The organism is Oxynema aestuarii AP17 (assembly GCF_012295525.1).
Lineage (GTDB): Bacteria > Cyanobacteriota > Cyanobacteriia > Cyanobacteriales > Laspinemataceae > Oxynema > Oxynema aestuarii.
This window is the reverse complement of record NZ_CP051167.1, coordinates 5,490,444-5,508,634: the sequence shown is the minus strand read 5'-3', so window position 1 is coordinate 5,508,634 and position 18,191 is coordinate 5,490,444. Positions and strand designations below refer to the sequence as shown.

Below are 18,191 nucleotides of genomic sequence, written 5' to 3'. Positions count from 1 at the left end.
ATTTCACAAAAATCCTTTAAAACCGAGCGATCGGCGCTCTGGACAAAGTGAATCGAGTATGCTAAACTATCGGTCGGTATAGAGTTTGAGTTCGGCGAATTGTGTTTGTTATTGCGTATGACAGGCAGCTCACCGACTCCATGCCTAGTTAGTCCGACGAGTCGGGAGATGTTTGATGTCCATTTATGTAGGTAACCTATCTTACGAGGTCACTCGTGACGATTTGGTTCACGTTTTTTCTGAATACGGCACGGTCAAACGTGTCTACTTGCCCACAGACCGAGAAACAGGTCGCCCCCGGGGCTTCGGCTTTGTAGAAATGGAAGCTGAGACCGAGGAAGTTTCTGCGATTGAAGATCTCGACGGCGCTCAATGGATGGGGCGTCAAATGCGAGTTAACAAAGCCAGACCTCGACAATAAAGACGATATTCAATTGAGAGGTCGCGATCGCCAGTTCCGTTAATTTTCGAGTAACTCGCGCGATCGGCCTTCCCTGAAGAATTCAAATCGACCACCTCATAAGCTCGGGTGAATTGCTCATCCGGGCTTATTCTGCGTTGAAAGACCCGGGAGCGATCGCGGCGCAGAAGATTCGGCAAACATCTCATCGAATGACCGTTGTTCCGAAGCGAGACCGCGAGAGTTCCCAGTCAAGGCAAACTGTATAAAATTTCCCCCGTATCGACCGTCAGAGGGAGAGGGGCGATCGTGCGCTTCTAACGCAAACCCTCGATTGAACCGAGTCAATTCTGATACAATCTCGTGAATGTCGAATTTGCAAACACCGCTCGTCAGTCATCGACCGAGCCAGGTTTTCGTGAAAACTTCGCCTAACAGACCGCCAGCAACCTGAACAGACTGTGAAAAAATATGCATTGGTTCACGAATGGTTGACCCCTCATGCCACAGGTGGTTCGGAATTGGTCGTCCGAGAACTCCTCAATCAGATTGACGGGGATTTATATGCCTTAATTGATTTTGAATCGAGCAATCCCCACAGCTATCTTTACAAACGGCAAATCGGCACGACATTTTTACAAAAATTGCCGTTAGCGCGTCAGGGGGTTCAGAAATATTTACCCTTATTACCCGTGGCGATCGAACAACTGGACTTGCGAGACTACGATATTATTCTCTCCTCGTCCCACGCCGTAGCCAAAGGGGTACTCGCCGCACCGCACCAACTGCACGTCTGCTACTGTCATACTCCCATGCGCTACGCCTGGGATTTGACCTTCGACTATCTCGACGGGAGTAAAGCCGGACGGGGGATCCGGGGAATCTTCGCCCGCTACTTGCTCCATCGCCTGCGTCAGTGGGACGTGATTTCGGCGAATCGGGTCGATTATTTTATCGCCAATTCCCGACATACAGCGCGGCGGATTTGGCGCTGTTACCGCCGCCAAGCGGAAGTGATTTATCCTCCAGTCAATATCGATCGTTTTGCCTTGGAAACGCGCAAACAGGACTTTTATCTGACGGTTTCCCGGTTGGTGCCTTATAAGAAGGTATCTCTGATTGTTAAAGCGTTCAATCGCTTGGGGAAACCGCTTGTCGCGATCGGAACCGGACCGGAACTCGATGCTTTGCGAGAGCTTGCCGGATCCAACGTGCAGATTTTGGGGGAACAACCCGATCGCGTCGTCGAACAGTACATGGCTGAGGCGAAAGGGTTTGTTTATGCCGCTTGCGAAGATTTTGGGATTGCCTTAGTCGAAGCGCAAGCGTGCGGAACCCCGGTGATTGCTTACGGGAAGGGGGGAGCCAGGGAAACCGTGCGCGACCTGCGCCAACATCGCGATCGCGCCACGGGGATATTATTTCCAGAACAAACCGAAGAAGCGATCGTCGAGGCGGTAGAGATCTTTGAGGAGTATCGCACGGCGCTCGACCCGTACGACGGGCGATCGCAAGCGGCCAAGTTCAGCCCAACTTTGTTTCGGGAGCGTTACCAGACCTTTTTGGACTGGTGTATCCGGCAATTCTGGGAAGAAAATCACCGTTGAGCGATCGCCGCTTGCCGTCGGCGAGCGAACCGAGCCAGAGGCGGTGGAAATCGTCCGAAGGCTTTACAATCAGGACTGTGTGTGGTGTGAATTGAAGGAGTAACATGACTGCCGATAGCCAACTTATCTCCGGCAAAATGATTCGGGCAGTTGCGAAACGCGGCTTTCGGCCTTTGGGAAGACTCGGACGCCTGGACGTCGAGTTCACCAAGCGGCTGTTCGATATCGTCTTTTCTCTCGGCGTTTTAGTTGTCTGCTCTCCCGTTTATCTGATTTTGGCTCTGCTCATTTTTTTAAGTTCGCCAGGGCCAATTTTTTACGTTCAAAAACGGGTCGGTAAAAATTACAAGACCTTTGATTGCCTGAAATTCAGGACAATGGTTCAAAATGCCGACGAAATGTTGCAAGATCTGATGGAAACTTCTCCCGCCATTCGAGAGGAGTTTGAGGATAACTTTAAACTCAAAAAAGATCCTAGAATTACCTGGATCGGTTATTTTTTGAGAATTACTAGCCTCGATGAATTTCCTCAGTTTTGGAATGTTCTCAAAGGTGATATGAGCGTAGTCGGTCCTCGCCCGTTGGTGGTAGAGGAACTCCCGAAATACGGTCGTTATATCGATAAGGTGCTGACCATCAAGCCGGGAATTACCGGGCTGTGGCAAGTTTCCGGTCGCAATGACATTCCCTATCCGAAACGCATCCAAATTGACGTTTACTATGTCAATTTTCATCATCTTTGGATGGATATTTGGATTGTTTTAAAAACCATTAGAGTCGTTATTTTTCCCAAAAATAACGGAGCCTATTGAGACCCAAAGTCAAGATTAACTGCACTCCCTTTCCGGTGCAGTTAATCTTTGCCGCCCTTGCCGAGGTGAAGGGGCGATCGCCCGTCAGGCCATTTCGCACGAATATGCTCGAACTCGGCAGCCGTGACTGAGAGGGTCGAAACTGTTTTATCTCGCCGTTGAATTCTCCCTCGACCATCCCTCGATCGATTCCTTCCCCAAACTCTAAAATTCCTTCATATTTGCTGAAAGGATTTGAGTTAGAGTGAAAAAACTGTGAGTTCCCCGATGTTCTAAAGAGGAACTAGGGAACTATGGAAGCGGCGATCGCCGCCGCCATTGCCCTTGCCCCGTGCAAGCCGCGATCGCGGGCGATCGCCCCACAAACAGCAACATCTTTTAACCTTCGTGCGGAGGAAATACTTGAGGGATGACCGAACCCAAACGCGCCTTAATTACAGGAATCACCGGACAAGACGGTTCCTACTTAAGCGAACTCTTACTGCAAAAAGGCTATGAAGTCCACGGCATCATCCGCCGGACCTCCACGTTCAACACCGATCGCATCGACCATATTTACGTCGATCCGCACAACGAAAACGCCAAGCTCTTTCTCCACTACGGCGACCTCACCGACGGGACGACCTTGCGTCGTATCCTCGAAGAAGTCAAACCCGTCGAAATTTACAACCTAGGGGCCCAGTCCCACGTCCGCGTCAGTTTCGACTCTCCCGAATATACCGTCGATGCCGTCGGCATGGGAACCTTGCGACTCCTCGAAGCGATTCGCGATTACCAACACCGTACCGGGATCGAAGTCCGCTTCTACCAAGCGGGTTCCTCGGAAATGTTCGGGAAAGTTCAAGAAATCCCGCAAAAAGAAACTACCCCCTTTTACCCGCGCAGTCCCTACGCCTGCGCCAAAGTGTACGCCCACTGGCAGACCGTCAACTACCGCGAATCCTACGGCTTATTTGCCTGTAACGGAATTCTCTTCAACCACGAATCCCCCCGACGCGGCGAAACCTTCGTCACCCGTAAAATTACCCGCGCGATCGCCCGTATCCTCGCCGGACAGCAGAAAAAACTCTATCTCGGCAATCTCGACTCCAAACGGGATTGGGGCTACGCTAAAGACTACGTTCGCGCCATGTGGCTGATGCTACAGCAAGACGAACCGGAAGATTACGTAATCGCCACCAACGAAACCCACTCGATTCGCGACTTTCTCGACCTCGCCTTTAATTACGTCAACTTAGACTGGCACGATTTCGTCGAATTTGACGAACGCTACCTGCGTCCCGCCGAAGTAGACCTCTTAATCGGCGATCCGGCGAAAGCCAAACAGAAATTAGGATGGGAACCGTCGGTGACCTTCGCCCAGTTGGTCGGCTTAATGGTAGAAGCAGACCTACAAGCTCTCGGCGTCGAGTCTCCCTCGGATAAACCGATCGTCGATCGCGCTTTTATCCGCCAAGAAATGGGATCGATGTTCGATTAAACTTCCCTTCATCGGTGATGAGTCGGGCTTCCCTTCAAGCGGTGCATCGCCACAATCTATCACCTCGACCGAGCCGCTCGTCACTCGTCAGCGATCTCGTTCCAATAGCAGGCATTATCCAGACAGGGCAACTAAGATGGCAACCCTAGATTTAAACGACAAGCGAATTTTAGTCACAGGTGGGGCGGGGTTCCTAGGACGTCAGGTCGTCGCCGCCCTTGAAAAGGCAGGCGCCGACCCACAAAAGATCTCCATTCCGCGATCGCGCGAGTACAATCTCTGTTCGATGACTGCCTGCGAACACGTCGTTCAAGCTCAAGATCTCGTCATCCACCTGGCCGCCCACGTCGGCGGAATCGGCTTAAATCGCGAAAAACCCGCCGAACTGTTCTACGACAACCTGATGATGGGCGCCCAACTGATCGATGCCGCCTATCGTGCCGGAGTTCAGAAATTTGTCTGCGTCGGCACCATCTGCGCCTATCCCAAGTTCACCCCGGTTCCGTTCAAAGAAGATGACCTCTGGAACGGCTACCCGGAAGAAACCAACGCCCCCTACGGCATTGCTAAAAAAGCCCTTTTAGTCCAATTGCAAGCCTACCGCCAGCAATACGGCTTTAACGGGATTTACCTCCTTCCGGTAAACCTCTACGGTCCCGAGGATAACTTCGATCCGAGTAGTTCCCACGTGATCCCGGCGTTGATTCGCAAAGTCCACGAAGCCCAACAACGGGGCGATCGCACCCTCCCCGTTTGGGGCGACGGCACCCCCAGCCGCGAATTTCTCTACTCCACCGACGCCGCACGCGGGATTGTCATGGCAACCCAAAGCTACGACAATCCCGATCCGGTCAATTTGGGAACCCATCAAGAAATTACCATTCGCGAGTTAGTCGAACTGATTTGCGAACTGATGGAGTTTGACGGCGAAATTATCTGGGAAACTGATAAACCCAACGGTCAACCCCGTCGCTGTTTGGACACCCAACGGGCCGAAGCCGAGTTTGGCTTCGTCGCCGAGGTCGATTTCCGCCAAGGATTGAAAAATACGATCGACTGGTATCGCGAACACGGGGAGTAGGGAGTCCGTAGGGCGGGTATCTTGCCCGCCCGGTCGTCAGATCTCCCCCAATCTAAAATCTAAAATCTAAAATCTAAAATCCAAAAAAGACGATCGCCCCTAGAGTTCGCGAGGCGATCGTCTTTTTTGCCTTTTTGCCCTAATTTAGGACGTTCGACGCAGGCTTTTTTCTAGCCGCCGAAGGGGAAAACGAGAATATCCGGGTAGAAACGATTGAATTCAATCAAAATCCCGGCGGTAATCGCCATCCAAAGGGTGGCCAGAACCGGAGCGGTCGATAGATATTTCACGAAAGAATCCATGAAAGTTCTCCCAAGTAAATTGTGAAACCGTATTGATTGCAGTGGCGCCAATTGAGCGATCGAGACATTGGAGCGCCTCATCCAAGATCTCGCAACCTTCGCGAGTCAAACTATTCTAACGAGGGGAAACCGGAATTTCACCTTCTTTGGCGTAGAGTTTGCCACTGGTGGCTTCGCCTAACGCCGCAAGGGGCCAAACGGCAGCACCGAGGGAGCAAGAAATCGCTAAAGGCAGATCGATGATGATTTCTTTTTCTTCGGCGTTCTTCTCACCGCGAATCGCAATCAGGTAAGAACGCCCGGCCCAACCGATCCATCCGGCGATATACAAAAACAACACGCTCGGAATCAGGAATTCACCCGCGTGGGCTAAGTTGCCGTCGGCAATCAGGTGAGGATAGCCTTCCGGGCCGCACAGCAGGCTGGAATAGTTCTCAAAGCGGGCTTTGGCTTGAGGGGTCGAGGCACTTTTCGCCCGTTGCACGAAAGCAGGGGTTTCGCTGCAAGGGGTGAGATTGGCGTAGTATTCAGCCGCAGCCGAGGGGACAAAGCTGAACCACAAACAAACCGTCAGAATCAGCGCAAACAATCGTCGCATAGAATTGTTTCCTTTTGTTACGAAACAAGAAGTTTTTTGTACAAACTGAAGGGTTAGTTTAACAAGCAAGCTTGCACAACTTCGAGAAAATCATACTCTTTTAAGAGCATTTTTTGGTACTCTCCTGTTGAAAAAGATGGAGAGTGTTGGGGAGTCGAGTCCAAATAATTTGAAGGATCCGACTCGAAAACAAGTCATCAATGTACTTAAGGATTTGCATAAGTTCCCGTGGGGGTCACGGGAATGCATTTTTCCTGAAGAACTTAATCTCGCCTATTCTACAACCGCTCCGGGCTGTATGGCCGATTCTCTCAGGGAGTCGCGCGCCCCGACAGGGACGACCCGATCGCCTCGGGTACGGCTTTGAGGTCGTCGTCGGCCTGGCGAAAGATTAAGCTAGATGACGATAATTTAACTATCAAATCAGACCTTACCAGGCAATGGCAACCGTTTTAGCAATTGAAACAAGTTGTGACGAAACTTCGGTCGCAATCGTTAAGAATCGTGAAGTTTTAAGTAATATTGTCGCGTCGCAAATTGCCTTGCATCAAAAGTACGGGGGAGTCGTCCCCGAGGTGGCGTCTCGGCAGCACGTGGAAACGGTCAACGAGGCGATCGCCGAAGCGGTGGAACAAGGGGGAGTGTCGTGGTCGCAAATCGACGCGATCGCCGCCACCTGCGCCCCCGGCTTAATCGGTGCCTTACTCGTCGGCTTGAGTGCCGGAAAAACATTGGCCGCGTACCATAACAAACCCTTTCTGGGAATCCATCACCTCGAAGGCCATATTTACGCCTCCTATTTGAGCGAACCGACCTTGCAGCCGCCCTTTTTATGCCTGCTCGTTTCCGGGGGACATACCAGCGCGATCGCCGTCCGAGGCTGCGGCGAGTACGAACTGCTCGGACAAACCCGCGACGACGCCGCCGGAGAAGCCTTCGATAAAGTAGCGCGCTTATTAAACCTCGGCTATCCCGGCGGTCCAATTATCGACAAATTGGCTCAAACCGGGAATCCCCGGGCCTTTCCCTTACCCGAAGGGCGCATTTCCCTGCCCCAAGGAGGCTACCATCCTTACGATTCGAGTTTTAGCGGCTTGAAAACTGCCGTCCTGCGCCTGGTTCAAAAATTGGAAGCCGAGGGAGAACCCTTGCCCGTCGGCGATCTGGCTGCCAGCTTTCAAGCCACCGTCGCCAAAGCCCTGACCAAACGGGCGATCGCCTGCGCCGTCGATTACGGTTTCGAGACGATCGTCGTCGGCGGGGGAGTTGCCGCCAATAGCGGACTGCGATCGCACCTGCAAGCGGCGGCAGGCGAACGAGGCTTGCGCGTCTTATTCCCGCCCCTAAAATACTGCACCGACAATGCCGCCATGATCGGCTGTGCGGCAGCCCAACACTGGGAACGGGGGGAACAGTCCTCCCTCGACCTCCCGGCGCGATCGCGTCTCGCCGTCACCGAGGTCGGGCAACTCTATCGGTAAACCTTCAAGATCTCCCGGATTTGGCCAACTAACGCCTCCGGCTTTTCCACCATCGACAGATGGCCGCATTCGGGAATTTCGATCGTATTCTCGCCGCAACCGTTAAATAAGGGGTGAAAGCTCGCTAAATGGCGGACGTACTTCGGTTCCATCACCTTATCGTCCGCTCCGGCAATGAAATAAACGGGTTGTTCCAGTTGGGAAACGATTTGGGGCAGGCGGTGGACTTCCGCTTCGGTCGTGGAATCGAGCAGCGTTCCCAACGCCGCTTGGGGATGGGCCGTGGCGAAATCGACGACCCGTTGACGGGCCCAAACTCGCTCGATGGGTCGGGCCACACTATCGCGAGTAAACAGTAAATCGATGAAGGGCAAATGGCACAACCAACGAGGCCGCATTTTTAATAACTGCCGTCCGGCAAAGCGAAAGCGCTCGAATTCTTCTTTGATGTAAATTCCACCGCCGGAGTTGACGCAGATGGTGCCCTGGACGCGATCGGGGGCTTTGGCGGCGCCCCACAAGGCAATACTGCCGCCGAGGGAATGGCCGACGAGCCAGACATTACTCAGATCGAGAGTTTCTAACAAAATGGCTAAATCCCGGGCGTAAGCGCTCGGCGTGTACCCGGCGTGAAACTGCGAGGTGGGATTCGGGTAGGGTTGGGAGTCGCCAAAGCCGCGCAAGTCGTAGGCGAGACATTGATACTCACCCGAGAGACGGGCGATCGTCGGCTGCCAGTAACGACGGGAGAGCAGCCAACCGTGAATGAAGACCAGAACCGGGTTCCCAGGAATGGGAGCTGTCAACTCGTAGGCGTGAGGAACTCCCAGGATGTCAATCTTAGCCATTTTTCTATGGTAATCGCGAAGCGTTCCCAAATCCACACCCGAGGCGGGGGAAACCGCTAAAAACGACGTCCTAAGAGGCGTTGGCGGACGCCTTCGGCGATTTTTTGCCCTAAATATTCCGGGATCAAGCTTTCGTTGGGACCGAGCAAGTACAAAATTAGGCGAGTGCGCCCGCGCCAAACGAGCAAGTTAGCGTTGACCACGAGTAAGTCTTCTTGCCAGATGGCATACATGACTTTGTAAAATAATCCCGGTTGGTTGTCGGCTTCGATCAGTAAGGCGGGTAAGTGAAAGACCGGATCGACGTAGAATTCGGTTTCGACATCTTCTAACCCCGCATCGAGGTTGAATTCGACGGCGAGCATTTCTTCTACCTCAAAATGTCCGGCGAGAGCTTCTCGGATGGCGCGGGCGACATTTTCGGAGGTTTTGTCGGTGAGGGCTTTGCCGCCTCGGGAGACCACGAGCTTGATAAAGACCAGCATCGGCGGGTAAATCTGACCGTAAAGACTCAAGCTGTGAATGGTCAGACCGTAGGCGGCGAGGACTCCAAAGATATCGCTGAGTAAGAAAGACTGGTTGCGATAGGCAAAATGGAGCGCGCTTTTGTTCCCTTCCGGTCGCAGTTCGATAACTGCTTGCTTGGTTCTGTAGAGCTGATAGGCAAGCTTGAGATTTTGCAGTTGGATTTCACTGCTGACAAATTGTTCGTAGAACTGCGGAAACGCCCGATTGAAGCGTTTGAGCAGTTCCATGGTCGATGATTTTAAGCCCGTTGCCATATTAGGGGAAGGAAAAAGTCTCGTGGCACGTCAAAAGCAGGAATCGGAAACAAGCCGGGTGCCTTCTACTATAGGACGAATGGCGCGCTCTTGAAGATGAGCGGAAGCCTACAGCTTCGGGGGATCGTGGCGATCGCGTTCGCACTCGCGACTCCAAAGGAGCATCGCCCCCATGCCGAAAAGGTAACGATCGCAGAGCGATTCCCGGTTTTGAACCCCTCGCTCGGGTTACCCTAAACACGAACCCATTGGAGAGATCGCTTCCCGGACTCGGCTCTGTGGGGGCTTCCATCGGCGCTCTTAACGGGAAGGCGATCGCGATGGGGTCGATCGGTGCAAATTTTGGAGCGATCTCGAAGTGGTGAAGGTTACGGGAGAGCCTGTTGATATGATAACTGTAGGCGATCGCATTTCTGTGGGGAAATGACCGCGATCGCAACCGGCGCCGATCGCACTCCTCCAGGGTCGGCCAAGAAAACCGATTCGGCGAACATCTTCTAAAAATTCTACTGAAGATCGGCGGTTGTGGATTAAACTCGGTAACAGGAGATAAGCGGAGTAAGGACATCGCTCTCGACGCTTTCCTCGCTCGTCCCCGGACGGGCGATCGGCCTCAAAGCCTGGGATCGGCGTCGCTCGCTCCAGTCGTCGAGACTGGCAGCTCCTCGATTTTTACGGACTTCCGTCGATTGCAGACGCGAGGTTTTTGACCAGTTCTACTATCACGCAAGCTTGCCTGGATGGGTTTTTGGAAAAACTTGTTTAGCGGTTCTGAGGCACCTTCAAGCCCGAATAGCGGCTCGATGGAAGTGTTTTCTAGTTACGACGGCACGGGCGATCGCCCGGAAGCCGACTTCCGGATCTGCTTCAGTACCGATCGCGATCTCGACCTCTACGAACTTGAAGAACTCTGCGATGCTGTCGGCTGGTCCCGCCGTCCGTTACGCAAGGTTAAAAAAGCAATTCAATATAGTTTTTTAGTTGTGACAATGTGGGAAGTACGCGGCAAGCGGCGGCGCCTGATCGGGTTTTCCCGCGCCACCTCGGACCATGCGTTTAATGCGACGATCTGGGATGTCGTGGTTCACCCGAGTTTTCAAGGCAAGGGATTGGGAAAAGCGCTGATGAACTACACGATTAAAAAGCTCCGTTATGAGGACATCAGCAATATTACCCTGTTCGCCGATCCCCACGTGGTCGATTTTTATCGGATGCTCGGGTTTATGCCGGACCCGGAAGGGATTAAGGGCATGTTTTGGTATCCGAACCACAATTGAGAGCAATTCGCCGAATTCTGCCATTTAAAAACCCGCTCGATGGCGGGTTCTCGTTCCTATTGGCATCTGATTGTTGGGGTGAATAAGGTGGGATGGGCGACGATCGCCGTCGGTCGCGCTTTCGCGCTTCAATGATAGGCTTTCACTTTGTGTCCCCTTCTCTTCGTCGCTTCGTGCCAGTAGGCGGTCAGAATTTTCGGATCCGGCGGACCGTCCAAGCATACGACTCTCAAGCCTCTGAGTAGGTCGATGAATTTGGCGTAAGGGGTTTTGGCTAAAATGCGATCGTTGAGGGTGAAGACGGTGGCTCCCCGACTGAATCCTTTTTTACCGTAGAGCAGGGCGACTTTAATCATTTCGTTACTGATCGCTCGTTGTTGTTGTCTGCGTTCTAAATGATTGCGGTCTTTACGCCGTTGTACGGCACTGATCGTACCGATCGCCTGGCAGTTTGAATCCCTCTCTAACAGTCGGGTCAGTTTTTTGTTGGCATCCATTTCCAGTGGCTCCTCTAAGTTGTTGTGTATTTTCAAAATTCCCGATTCCACGATCTCGGTAACAATAATTTGCGGACGAACATGGGAACGAATCGATAACTGTTGGCTTGGCATTAAATTCTATTGAACGTTGAATGAAGTTTCGGTAAGCTAACAGACATCTGTAAATGTTCTGTAAATGTTGAGAAAATTTAAAGAAGTCTGAGGGTGATGACATCAATTGGTTCACACCATAGCAGATCCTCCTCATTGCTTTTACCTACTCCTCAACCCTTCTTTTGAAAACGTTACTCCTCCTTAAAATCACTAAAAAAACGCAACAAATTTCAATAAATCTCAACAGTCGGGGAAGGCGATCGCACCCCGAGGGGGTCGAGTCTCTTCCCTCAGTGGCTGTTAACGCAATCCTATGCAATTTCAAAAGAGCAAACGAGACGAGTAGTGACAGTTTCTCAAATGTCTCCTACTCGGAAAGAAACGAGGGGAGGGCAGGGCTTGGCTGACCGTCGTCGTGCAACGGAACTGCTAGAATCGTCAACCGCCCGAACGATGACCCCTTTTCGGGCGATCGCGCCTTTCCCAAATGATTCGGATGGCACCCCTACTCTCCGACGGGCGATCGCTCGACGACGCGATTGTTCGGCGCCTGACGGACGAGTAAGTGGAAAAAATGTTCGATAATTAGTTTTATGGTAAACGAACTTTTCGTTAAAGTCATGACAATGTAATCATTCTTAGTTGTTGCGACTCCGACCGAGACGATCGCAGAACGAACCGCGCAAAAAAAAACCCGCGATCGTCGAAATCGCGGGGAATCTCTAAGGAGAATCGAAATTAGGAGTTAGAAAATTTGGAAGAGAGACGTTGCTAAATCCTGCAAAAAGACTTGACTAAATTACACCAAACCACACTAAATCACCGACCGCTCGCTCGATGAGGCTTGTTATCCTGTCCATCTTTTTGAACATCTTTTTTAGCCGCAAACGCACGACTAACTCTCGATTGACTCGTAACCGACTCTTGCAGATCTTGCGAACTATACGGGGCTTCAACTAATCGATCGGCGACCGATTCGATATTTACGTTTTGAGTTTTCGTATCTTCTAAACCTTGCGAAGAACGAGAGGCGATCGCCGCCGCCGGATCGATAAAAGCAACAGTTAAAAGAGTAGAAACAAGAATCGAAGTAGAGATGCTCACGATGGACTTCCCTTGCACAACTATTGGAAGTTTTCGTGACATCTGGGAGGGAATCGGGAAGGTTTCAAAAAATTGTCTGAGATCCCCTACATCCCGATAAAATCACTGGCTCCGATCGCCGCGAGGCCGATATTTTCCAGGGTGGCGATCGCCGTTTCGCCAACATGAATCGAAATCCCACTACCGACTTGAGCGAGGGTCAAGTCCTCGAAACGCAAGCCGTCCGCGAGCACCAGCACGTCGATGCCGTCCTCAAAATCGGCGATCGTCTCCGTTCCTCTGGCCGAGTGCAACACAAAGCGATCGCTGCCCAAACCGCCGAGGAGCGAATCGTCGCCCAAATCGCCGAACAGCCAGTCATCGCCGTTCCCGCCACTCGCGGTGTCGTCATCTTTGCCGCCATAGATCGTATCGTTGCCATCGCTACCGTGCAGGAAGTCGCGCCCTTCATTGCCGAGGAGCGAATCGTTACCGCCGCCGCCGCAGAGATAATCCCGTTCGCCGCGATCGCCGATGGCGACATCGCTGCCCAAACCGCCGTAAAGGGTATCGTTCCCCTCGTCCGCACATAAGGTATCGTTGCCCAAATCGCCGAATAGCAGATCGTCGCCGAGATAACCGCCGAGGAGGTCGTCCCCTTTACCGCCGCGAACCGTATCGAGTCCGGGGCCACCGCAGATCGTATCTTCGGATTCGTTGCCGTTGATAAAATCATCCCCGAGACCGCCGTAGAGCCAATCGCGACCGTTTTCGTCGCCGACTGCCGGATCGCTGACCCCGCCGAAAATACGGTCGTTACCACGATCGCCCATCACCGAATCGTTGCCGCGATCGCCCCAAATCCAGTCATCATCTTTGCCGCCAAAGGCCAGATCGTCATCCTTTCCGGCGAACATGGTATCGTCGCCTTGGTTGCCATTGAGGATGTCATTACCGCGATTGCCGAACAGCAAATCGCGATCGTCGCGATCGCCCACGGGCCGTTCGCTACCGATACCGCCAAACATGGTATCGTCGCCGAGGTCGCCGTAGAGTGTATCGTCATCGCGATCGCCGAACATACGATCGTCGTCCTTGCCGCCGTGAACGCGATCGTCGCCGGAACCGGAGTAAATCGTATCGTTCCCTTCATTGCCGTTAATATAATCATTCCCGGCTCCCCCTTCGAGGCGATCGCGCTCGATCGCATCGCCCACGGGGGTTGCGCTTCCGGTTCCCCCCCGTAAGGTATCGTCGCCGACATCGCCAAACACCAAATCGTCGCCCTCTTGTCCCATGAGCAGGTCGTGGCTGTCAAACCCCGTCATGACTTCGTTGGCGACCCCACCGATCAGGGTGTCCGGTTCGCTCGAACCCAGAGACCACAAGCCTCCCGTCTCGCGAGGGGCCGCCGGATCGAAGGTAATTTGTACGGGGGCGGGAATCGGCGGACAGAAGCAGTTCGGATCCGAACTCGGACTTTGACAAAATCCGCCCCCTTGTCTGGGAAAAGGTTCGAGATCGGGTTGAGTATTCGATTTGGCGATCGCCAGATCGCGCCCTTCTTCACTGGGGGAGACGGTGGGCGTCCCCTCGTCATTGCCGTCATTGTCGCCATCCACCGGGTCGATCCCTGGTGGAATCGACCCGGGATTTTCCTCGGGTGGCTCTGGCGGCGTAATGACAGGGGGCGGATCGACCGGATCGGGAGGAGTGATGACGGGCGGCGGATCGTCCGGAATCGAACCGCCACCGGAACCGCCTTCCGAGGAAGTTGGATTGACTGTTAATTCAAACTGCATCGCAGCGCTGGCATTGTCGCGATCGATCGCCTCGATGACGATCGCCAGTTCGCCGATATCCCCCGTTCCCGGGGTTCCGCTAAACGTTCCCGTTCTCGGGTCGAATTGTAACCAGTCCGGTAACGGATCGCCGTTGGCTAGGGTGACGCGATAGGTAAAAGTATCTCCAGGATCGATATCGGTGAAAGTTCCCTCGGGAATTTGGAAGCTAAACCGATTGCCGACTAAAGTTTCGCGAATGGCGATCGCCCCGTTCGCCGTGGGCGGGTCGTTGGTATTGTTGACGGTGAGGGTAACGGTGGCGATGTTGGAATCTGCCGCGCCGTCGTTGGCTTGATAGGTAAAGCGATCGGTTCCGGTGAAATTCGGATCGGGTGTATAGGTAAAGGAACCGTCGGGATTGAAACTCAACCGTCCGTGACTCGGGGAAACGATCGATCGCGCCGTCAGACGATCGCCGTTCCCGTCGTTGTCGTTCGCCAGCACGCCGGACGGTGTAAGGGTCAGTGCGCTATCTTCATCGAGAGTATAAAGGTCGTCGGCGGCGATCGGGACGAGATTGCCATCGCGCACGGTAATCTTTACTGTCGCCAGTTCGGAGAGATTCGTGCCGTCGTCGGCGCGGTAGGTGAAGCGATCGACCCCTTCAAAATTGTTATTTGGTGTATAAACGAACGAACCGTCTGAGTCCAATTCCAGCGAACCGTTCGTGGGTAATTCTGTTAAAATTGCTGTCAGTGACTCGTTTTCCGGGTCGCGGTCGTTGGCTAAAATTCCGGTGTCGGTCGGCAGAATTAATGCTGTATTTTTAGGGGTACTGTAGTTATCGTTTTCGGCGATCGGTGCGCCGTTGGACGGCAACAGGGGAACGCTAATATTCACCGTGCCTTTATTTGGAGAAAGGGAGTTGCCGTCGGAGACTTGCCACTCAAAGCGGGTGGTGCCTTCCCAAGTGGGATCGGGAGTGAAAGTGAGATTTGTTAAATCGCCGATCGCGATCGCCTGACCGATGGCGACCGGGTTGCCTCCCAAGAGCAAAGTGCCGTTATCGGGGAGGGAAGTAATGACAATCTCGGTGAGGGGGTCGTTGTCGGCGTCGATCGCGCGATCGCTGAAGTCTTCCGGTGAAAACGGAATCACCGTATCGGGATCCCCAGATTTGTTCAGATCCCCCGTGATGGTGGGCGGGTCGTTCAGTGGGACGATTTCTATGGTTACCGTCGCCGCTTCCGTCGCGTATTCCGTCCCGTCGGAACCGTTCCAGTTAAATTGAGTGGTTCCGTTCCAATTCGGATTGGGAATAAAAACGAGTGCATCTAAATCGGCACTGGCAATTTCCGCCCCCGCTTCTAAAACGTTGCCGTTGAGGGAAAGAGTGCCGTTATCCGGGACCGCGAGCAGTGCAATTTTAGCCAGAGGCGTATTTTCGCCCAAATCGGCGTAAACTTCCCTAAAATCGTCCGCACTAAAGGCGATCGTTTCATCTTCGTTCGCCGATTTTTCGATATTTTCTACCGTGGGGCGATCGTTGAGTGCTTCGACGGTGAGGGAAATCGTAGCGTCGGCGGCGGCGAAATCGCTACCGTCCGATCCGTTCCATTGAAAACTGGTGGTTCCGTTCCAATTCGGATCGGGGATAAATTGCAAATTTTCAGCGTCGGCGAGGTCAATTTCTCCCCCGACATTCACCGGATTGCCATTGAAGAATAAGGTGCCATTGTCCGGGAGGGAGACGAACCGTAGAGTTTTGAGGGGGTCTCCTTCGACCGGATCGGTATAGGCTTGTTGAAAATCGGTGAGAGTAAAGGCGATCGCCTCTTCTTCTTGAGTGAACTTACTGAAATCCTCGACTTGCGGCAAATCGTTAATGGGATTGACGGTCAGACTCGCCGTGTCGATCTCGGCGCTGAACAAGGTCGATCCGGTGGTGGTATCCGCCGTTGCTCCACTTTCACCCGTGGTTCGATCCCAGGCGCGAAAACTCAATCCTTCGCTGAGAATCCCGTTATAATTCGGATCGGGAAGGAAGCGGACGCGATCGCCTTCGTCGAGTAATACGGCGTTAGTTTCCGAGAGGGTTTCCCCAAATGCGAGCCAAGTTTGGCCGTCATCGAGGGAATATTCCCAGGTTCCGTTGTTATTATCGACAGCAACGACGGCGATCGCCTCTACGGTTCCGTCCGGATCGGCGATCGCCCCATCCACCAACAGATCGGCGATCCTATCTCCACTCGGATCGGTCGCATCTTCGTCAATAGGAGTCAGAGTGGGGGCAAAACTCGCATCGAGAACCGGAGGCTTATTATTAATGACGTTAACCGTGACTTCAATGCTCAGAAAGATCGGCGACGGATCCCCAGGAAGCCCCCCATATTCGACCACAAACCCCATCGGTTTGTAGTTCTCTAAGGTACTCGCCTCGTTTTTAAAGTCGTTCCACTTCCCACGCGCAAACCCAGGTTCGTCACTGTAGAGCATGTGCAGAAAATGCTCTTTATTATTGTCGTTATTCGGTTCTAGGGTGGGTTCGATATTGTCCCAATTGGCATACAGATCGTTGACCGTATTGCCGTTAACTCCGCCTTGCCAAAACTGTAAGCCTTTCCCTTCGTCTTCGAGTCCTTCCGGTCCGGTGACCCATCGCCAGACTCCTTCTTCTGTTTCATCGACACCTTGCAATCGATCTGCACCCCCTAACCAGCCGACTCCTTCGAGTTTGGAGGAGACGAATTCATTTTCTGCGGCGGAAGTGATGGTCGCGAGATACCCTTGCAGTCCGTAAAGGTTGAGATTGTCCGATAAGGCTTTGGCATTTGTCCAGTTGCGATTATCTTCATCTTCCGGGTAAGGAACGAACTCGTAGAAATGCCCGGTTTCGGAGAAATAGAGGGTATTCGGCCCGATCGAAAAGGTGAGTTTGCGTTCCCCGGGGGTGGGGTCGTCGCTGCTATTGCGATAAGTGACCGATCGCAGGAGGTCTTGATATTGGGCGTCGGAGGCGCTACCGGAGAAGACTAACACCCCCGTATCGGCGTTATAGGTTCCGGTGATATTTGCGGCGGCGGCGAGGGTTTCGTCAAAGGCAAGTTCGTCTTCTCCTTGGACGAAACCGGTTTCGATATTGACCCGTGCTCCTTGAATTGGTTCGGCGGCGGGGTCGTCTTCTTCTAGGGTGAGTGCGTTGTCGATCGCCGTTGCCGGATCGCCACTTAAATAGGTGAGTTCAGCCCCGGAACCGAGCAGAACGGGCAGGAAAATACCGCGATAAGCGTCTAAAACGGATTGTTGGAAGGCGAGGGGGGCTTCGATCGCCCCGGTGGTCAGTTCGAGCAGCCAATCGCCACCGAGGGCGCTATTTCCGGTGCGATCGCTCGAAGCGGCGAGATCGGCTCCGGTGAGGTCGGCGAGTTGTTCGATGAAGGCGATCGCGCTGTCGGTGGCGGCAAAGTTGCAGCCGTAGAACAGCAGGTCGCCGCCCGGGGTGAGGGCGTCGCCCCATGCGGGGAGTAAGTCGCGGTAGCGGTCGAGGGTGCGATCGCTCAACAGGCCCGTTCCCAGTTGGACGGTCCCCGCTTGTCCGTGGGAAACGACGTGAATGCTATCGAGGTCGTGGCGATCGCGTAAAACTTCCGTAATTTCCTCGATCCCATCTCGGCTCGGATCGAGGATAATGACCTCGGTTCCGTCATTGACCCCGGTCACCAAGTCCAAGTAATCTTCAACACCGCGATCGACGAATAGGATCGCCTTCTCAGCTCCTAAGTCCGTTGAGTCGGAATTTGCACGGTAGGAAAAATTACCGCGCGAGTGCGCGTCGCGCGAAAAAGCGGAGTTCATAGTTACACCCTCGGCAAGTTCAAGCAGATTGGAGCAAATTCGGATCGAATTGAGGCCAATTGAGGGGAGTTCTCACCAAAAAAGCGCAAAAGACCCCCTACCCAGCCTCGTATAGGTACGAGCTGGGCTTTTTTAGCCTGTCGTTCGACTGGCAAGAACCGTGAGAAAGGTCAATGCGGCTGGCTAACGGGGCTTCTTTCCCTCAGTG

The 18,191-nt window shown here is 53.3% G+C and carries 15 protein-coding genes; 8 read left to right on the top strand and 7 right to left on the bottom strand.

The features are described from left to right. Nucleotides 1-175: 175 nt before the first annotated feature. From rbp to HCG48_RS21980, 6 genes are all read left to right on the top strand, one after another. Entirely contained in the window at nucleotides 176-421 is a 246-nt protein-coding gene (gene rbp / locus HCG48_RS22000) for an RNA-binding regulator (protein ID WP_168571090.1), read from the top strand. 440 nt (nucleotides 422-861) lie between these two features. Next, nucleotides 862-2,007, top strand: a complete 1,146-nt coding sequence (locus HCG48_RS21995) for a glycosyltransferase (protein ID WP_168571089.1) — start codon at nucleotides 862-864, stop codon at nucleotides 2,005-2,007. Between the two features lie 104 nt (nucleotides 2,008-2,111). Beyond that, nucleotides 2,112-2,819 carry an undecaprenyl-phosphate galactose phosphotransferase family protein gene (locus HCG48_RS21990; RefSeq protein ID WP_168571088.1) on the top strand — a complete coding sequence of 236 codons (708 nt, stop codon included), beginning with the start codon at nucleotides 2,112-2,114 and terminating at the stop codon, nucleotides 2,817-2,819. Beyond that, entirely contained in the window at nucleotides 2,816-2,950 is a 135-nt protein-coding gene (locus tag HCG48_RS26600; RefSeq protein ID WP_281362037.1) for a hypothetical protein, read from the top strand. Before HCG48_RS21990 ends, HCG48_RS26600 begins: the two co-directional genes overlap by 4 nt. Nucleotides 2,951-3,228: 278 nt before the next feature. Then, nucleotides 3,229-4,299 carry a GDP-mannose 4,6-dehydratase gene (gmd, locus tag HCG48_RS21985; RefSeq protein WP_168571087.1) on the top strand — a complete coding sequence of 357 codons (1,071 nt, stop codon included), beginning with the start codon at nucleotides 3,229-3,231 and terminating at the stop codon, nucleotides 4,297-4,299. 136 nt (nucleotides 4,300-4,435) lie between these two features. Then, nucleotides 4,436-5,380, top strand: a complete 945-nt coding sequence (locus tag HCG48_RS21980) for a GDP-L-fucose synthase family protein (protein WP_168571086.1) — start codon at nucleotides 4,436-4,438, stop codon at nucleotides 5,378-5,380. 170 nt (nucleotides 5,381-5,550) lie between these two features. Here the strand turns inward: HCG48_RS21980 and psaJ are convergent, their stop codons facing one another. Together psaJ and HCG48_RS21970 are read right to left on the bottom strand one after the other, a co-directional pair. Beyond that, nucleotides 5,551-5,682: a photosystem I reaction center subunit IX gene (gene psaJ / locus HCG48_RS21975; protein ID WP_168571085.1), complete on the bottom strand. Its 132-nt coding sequence runs from the start codon at nucleotides 5,680-5,682 to the stop codon at nucleotides 5,551-5,553. 115 nt (nucleotides 5,683-5,797) lie between these two features. Then, the gene (locus HCG48_RS21970; protein WP_168571084.1) at nucleotides 5,798-6,280 is read right to left on the bottom strand and encodes a Photosystem I reaction center subunit III; all 483 of its coding nucleotides are present in this window, start codon (nucleotides 6,278-6,280) and stop codon (nucleotides 5,798-5,800) included. 440 nt (nucleotides 6,281-6,720) lie between these two features. Here HCG48_RS21970 and tsaD point away from each other — a divergent pair, with 440 nt between their 5' ends. After that, complete coding sequence (gene tsaD / locus HCG48_RS21965) at nucleotides 6,721-7,761, top strand: tRNA (adenosine(37)-N6)-threonylcarbamoyltransferase complex transferase subunit TsaD (protein ID WP_168571083.1); 1,041 nt, start codon at nucleotides 6,721-6,723, stop codon at nucleotides 7,759-7,761. Here tsaD and HCG48_RS21960 read toward each other — a convergent pair. Next, nucleotides 7,752-8,609, bottom strand: coding sequence for an alpha/beta fold hydrolase (locus HCG48_RS21960; protein WP_168571082.1), 858 nt, complete (start codon nucleotides 8,607-8,609; stop codon nucleotides 7,752-7,754). The genes tsaD and HCG48_RS21960 overlap by 10 nt on opposite strands. Nucleotides 8,610-8,665: 56 nt before the next feature. Beyond that, entirely contained in the window at nucleotides 8,666-9,391 is a 726-nt protein-coding gene (locus HCG48_RS21955; RefSeq protein ID WP_168571081.1) for a hypothetical protein, read from the bottom strand. An 803-nt stretch (nucleotides 9,392-10,194) separates the two neighbouring features. Between HCG48_RS21955 and HCG48_RS21950 the strand changes: the two genes are divergently transcribed. Beyond that, nucleotides 10,195-10,668 (top strand): GNAT family N-acetyltransferase, encoded by a 474-nt coding sequence (locus HCG48_RS21950; protein ID WP_370583858.1) that lies wholly within the window; start codon nucleotides 10,195-10,197, stop codon nucleotides 10,666-10,668. Nucleotides 10,669-10,796: 128 nt separating this feature from the next. Here HCG48_RS21950 and HCG48_RS21945 read toward each other — a convergent pair whose 3' ends face one another. The 3 genes from HCG48_RS21945 to HCG48_RS21935 all read right to left on the bottom strand — a co-directional run bounded on the left by HCG48_RS21945 (nucleotide 10,797) and on the right by HCG48_RS21935 (nucleotide 17,983). After that, complete coding sequence (locus HCG48_RS21945) at nucleotides 10,797-11,279, bottom strand: DUF4258 domain-containing protein (RefSeq protein WP_246259690.1); 483 nt, start codon at nucleotides 11,277-11,279, stop codon at nucleotides 10,797-10,799. An 801-nt stretch (nucleotides 11,280-12,080) separates the two neighbouring features. After that, nucleotides 12,081-12,407, bottom strand: coding sequence for a hypothetical protein (locus HCG48_RS21940; protein ID WP_168571079.1), 327 nt, complete (start codon nucleotides 12,405-12,407; stop codon nucleotides 12,081-12,083). Nucleotides 12,408-12,451: 44 nt separating this feature from the next. After that, nucleotides 12,452-17,983, bottom strand: a complete 5,532-nt coding sequence (locus tag HCG48_RS21935) for a tandem-95 repeat protein (protein ID WP_168571078.1) — start codon at nucleotides 17,981-17,983, stop codon at nucleotides 12,452-12,454. Nucleotides 17,984-18,191 lie beyond the last annotated feature (208 nt).

What these genes read in the sequence shown, in the direction of transcription:
- rbp (WP_168571090.1), top strand. Translation starts at nt 176, where the DNA reads ATGTCCATTTATGTAGGTAACCTATCTTACGAGGTCACTCGTGACGAT.
- HCG48_RS21990 (WP_168571088.1), top strand. Translation starts at nt 2,112, where the DNA reads ATGACTGCCGATAGCCAACTTATCTCCGGCAAAATGATTCGGGCAGTT.
- gmd (WP_168571087.1), top strand. Translation starts at nt 3,229, where the DNA reads ATGACCGAACCCAAACGCGCCTTAATTACAGGAATCACCGGACAAGAC.
- HCG48_RS21980 (WP_168571086.1), top strand. Translation starts at nt 4,436, where the DNA reads ATGGCAACCCTAGATTTAAACGACAAGCGAATTTTAGTCACAGGTGGG.
- psaJ (WP_168571085.1), bottom strand. Translation starts at nt 5,682, where the DNA reads ATGGATTCTTTCGTGAAATATCTATCGACCGCTCCGGTTCTGGCCACC.
- HCG48_RS21970 (WP_168571084.1), bottom strand. Translation starts at nt 6,280, where the DNA reads ATGCGACGATTGTTTGCGCTGATTCTGACGGTTTGTTTGTGGTTCAGC.
- tsaD (WP_168571083.1), top strand. Translation starts at nt 6,721, where the DNA reads ATGGCAACCGTTTTAGCAATTGAAACAAGTTGTGACGAAACTTCGGTC.
- HCG48_RS21960 (WP_168571082.1), bottom strand. Translation starts at nt 8,609, where the DNA reads ATGGCTAAGATTGACATCCTGGGAGTTCCTCACGCCTACGAGTTGACA.
- HCG48_RS21955 (WP_168571081.1), bottom strand. Translation starts at nt 9,391, where the DNA reads ATGGCAACGGGCTTAAAATCATCGACCATGGAACTGCTCAAACGCTTC.
- HCG48_RS21950 (WP_370583858.1), top strand. Translation starts at nt 10,195, where the DNA reads ATGGAAGTGTTTTCTAGTTACGACGGCACGGGCGATCGCCCGGAAGCC.
- HCG48_RS21945 (WP_246259690.1), bottom strand. Translation starts at nt 11,279, where the DNA reads ATGCCAAGCCAACAGTTATCGATTCGTTCCCATGTTCGTCCGCAAATT.
- HCG48_RS21940 (WP_168571079.1), bottom strand. Translation starts at nt 12,407, where the DNA reads ATGTCACGAAAACTTCCAATAGTTGTGCAAGGGAAGTCCATCGTGAGC.
- HCG48_RS21935 (WP_168571078.1), bottom strand. Translation starts at nt 17,983, where the DNA reads ATGAACTCCGCTTTTTCGCGCGACGCGCACTCGCGCGGTAATTTTTCC.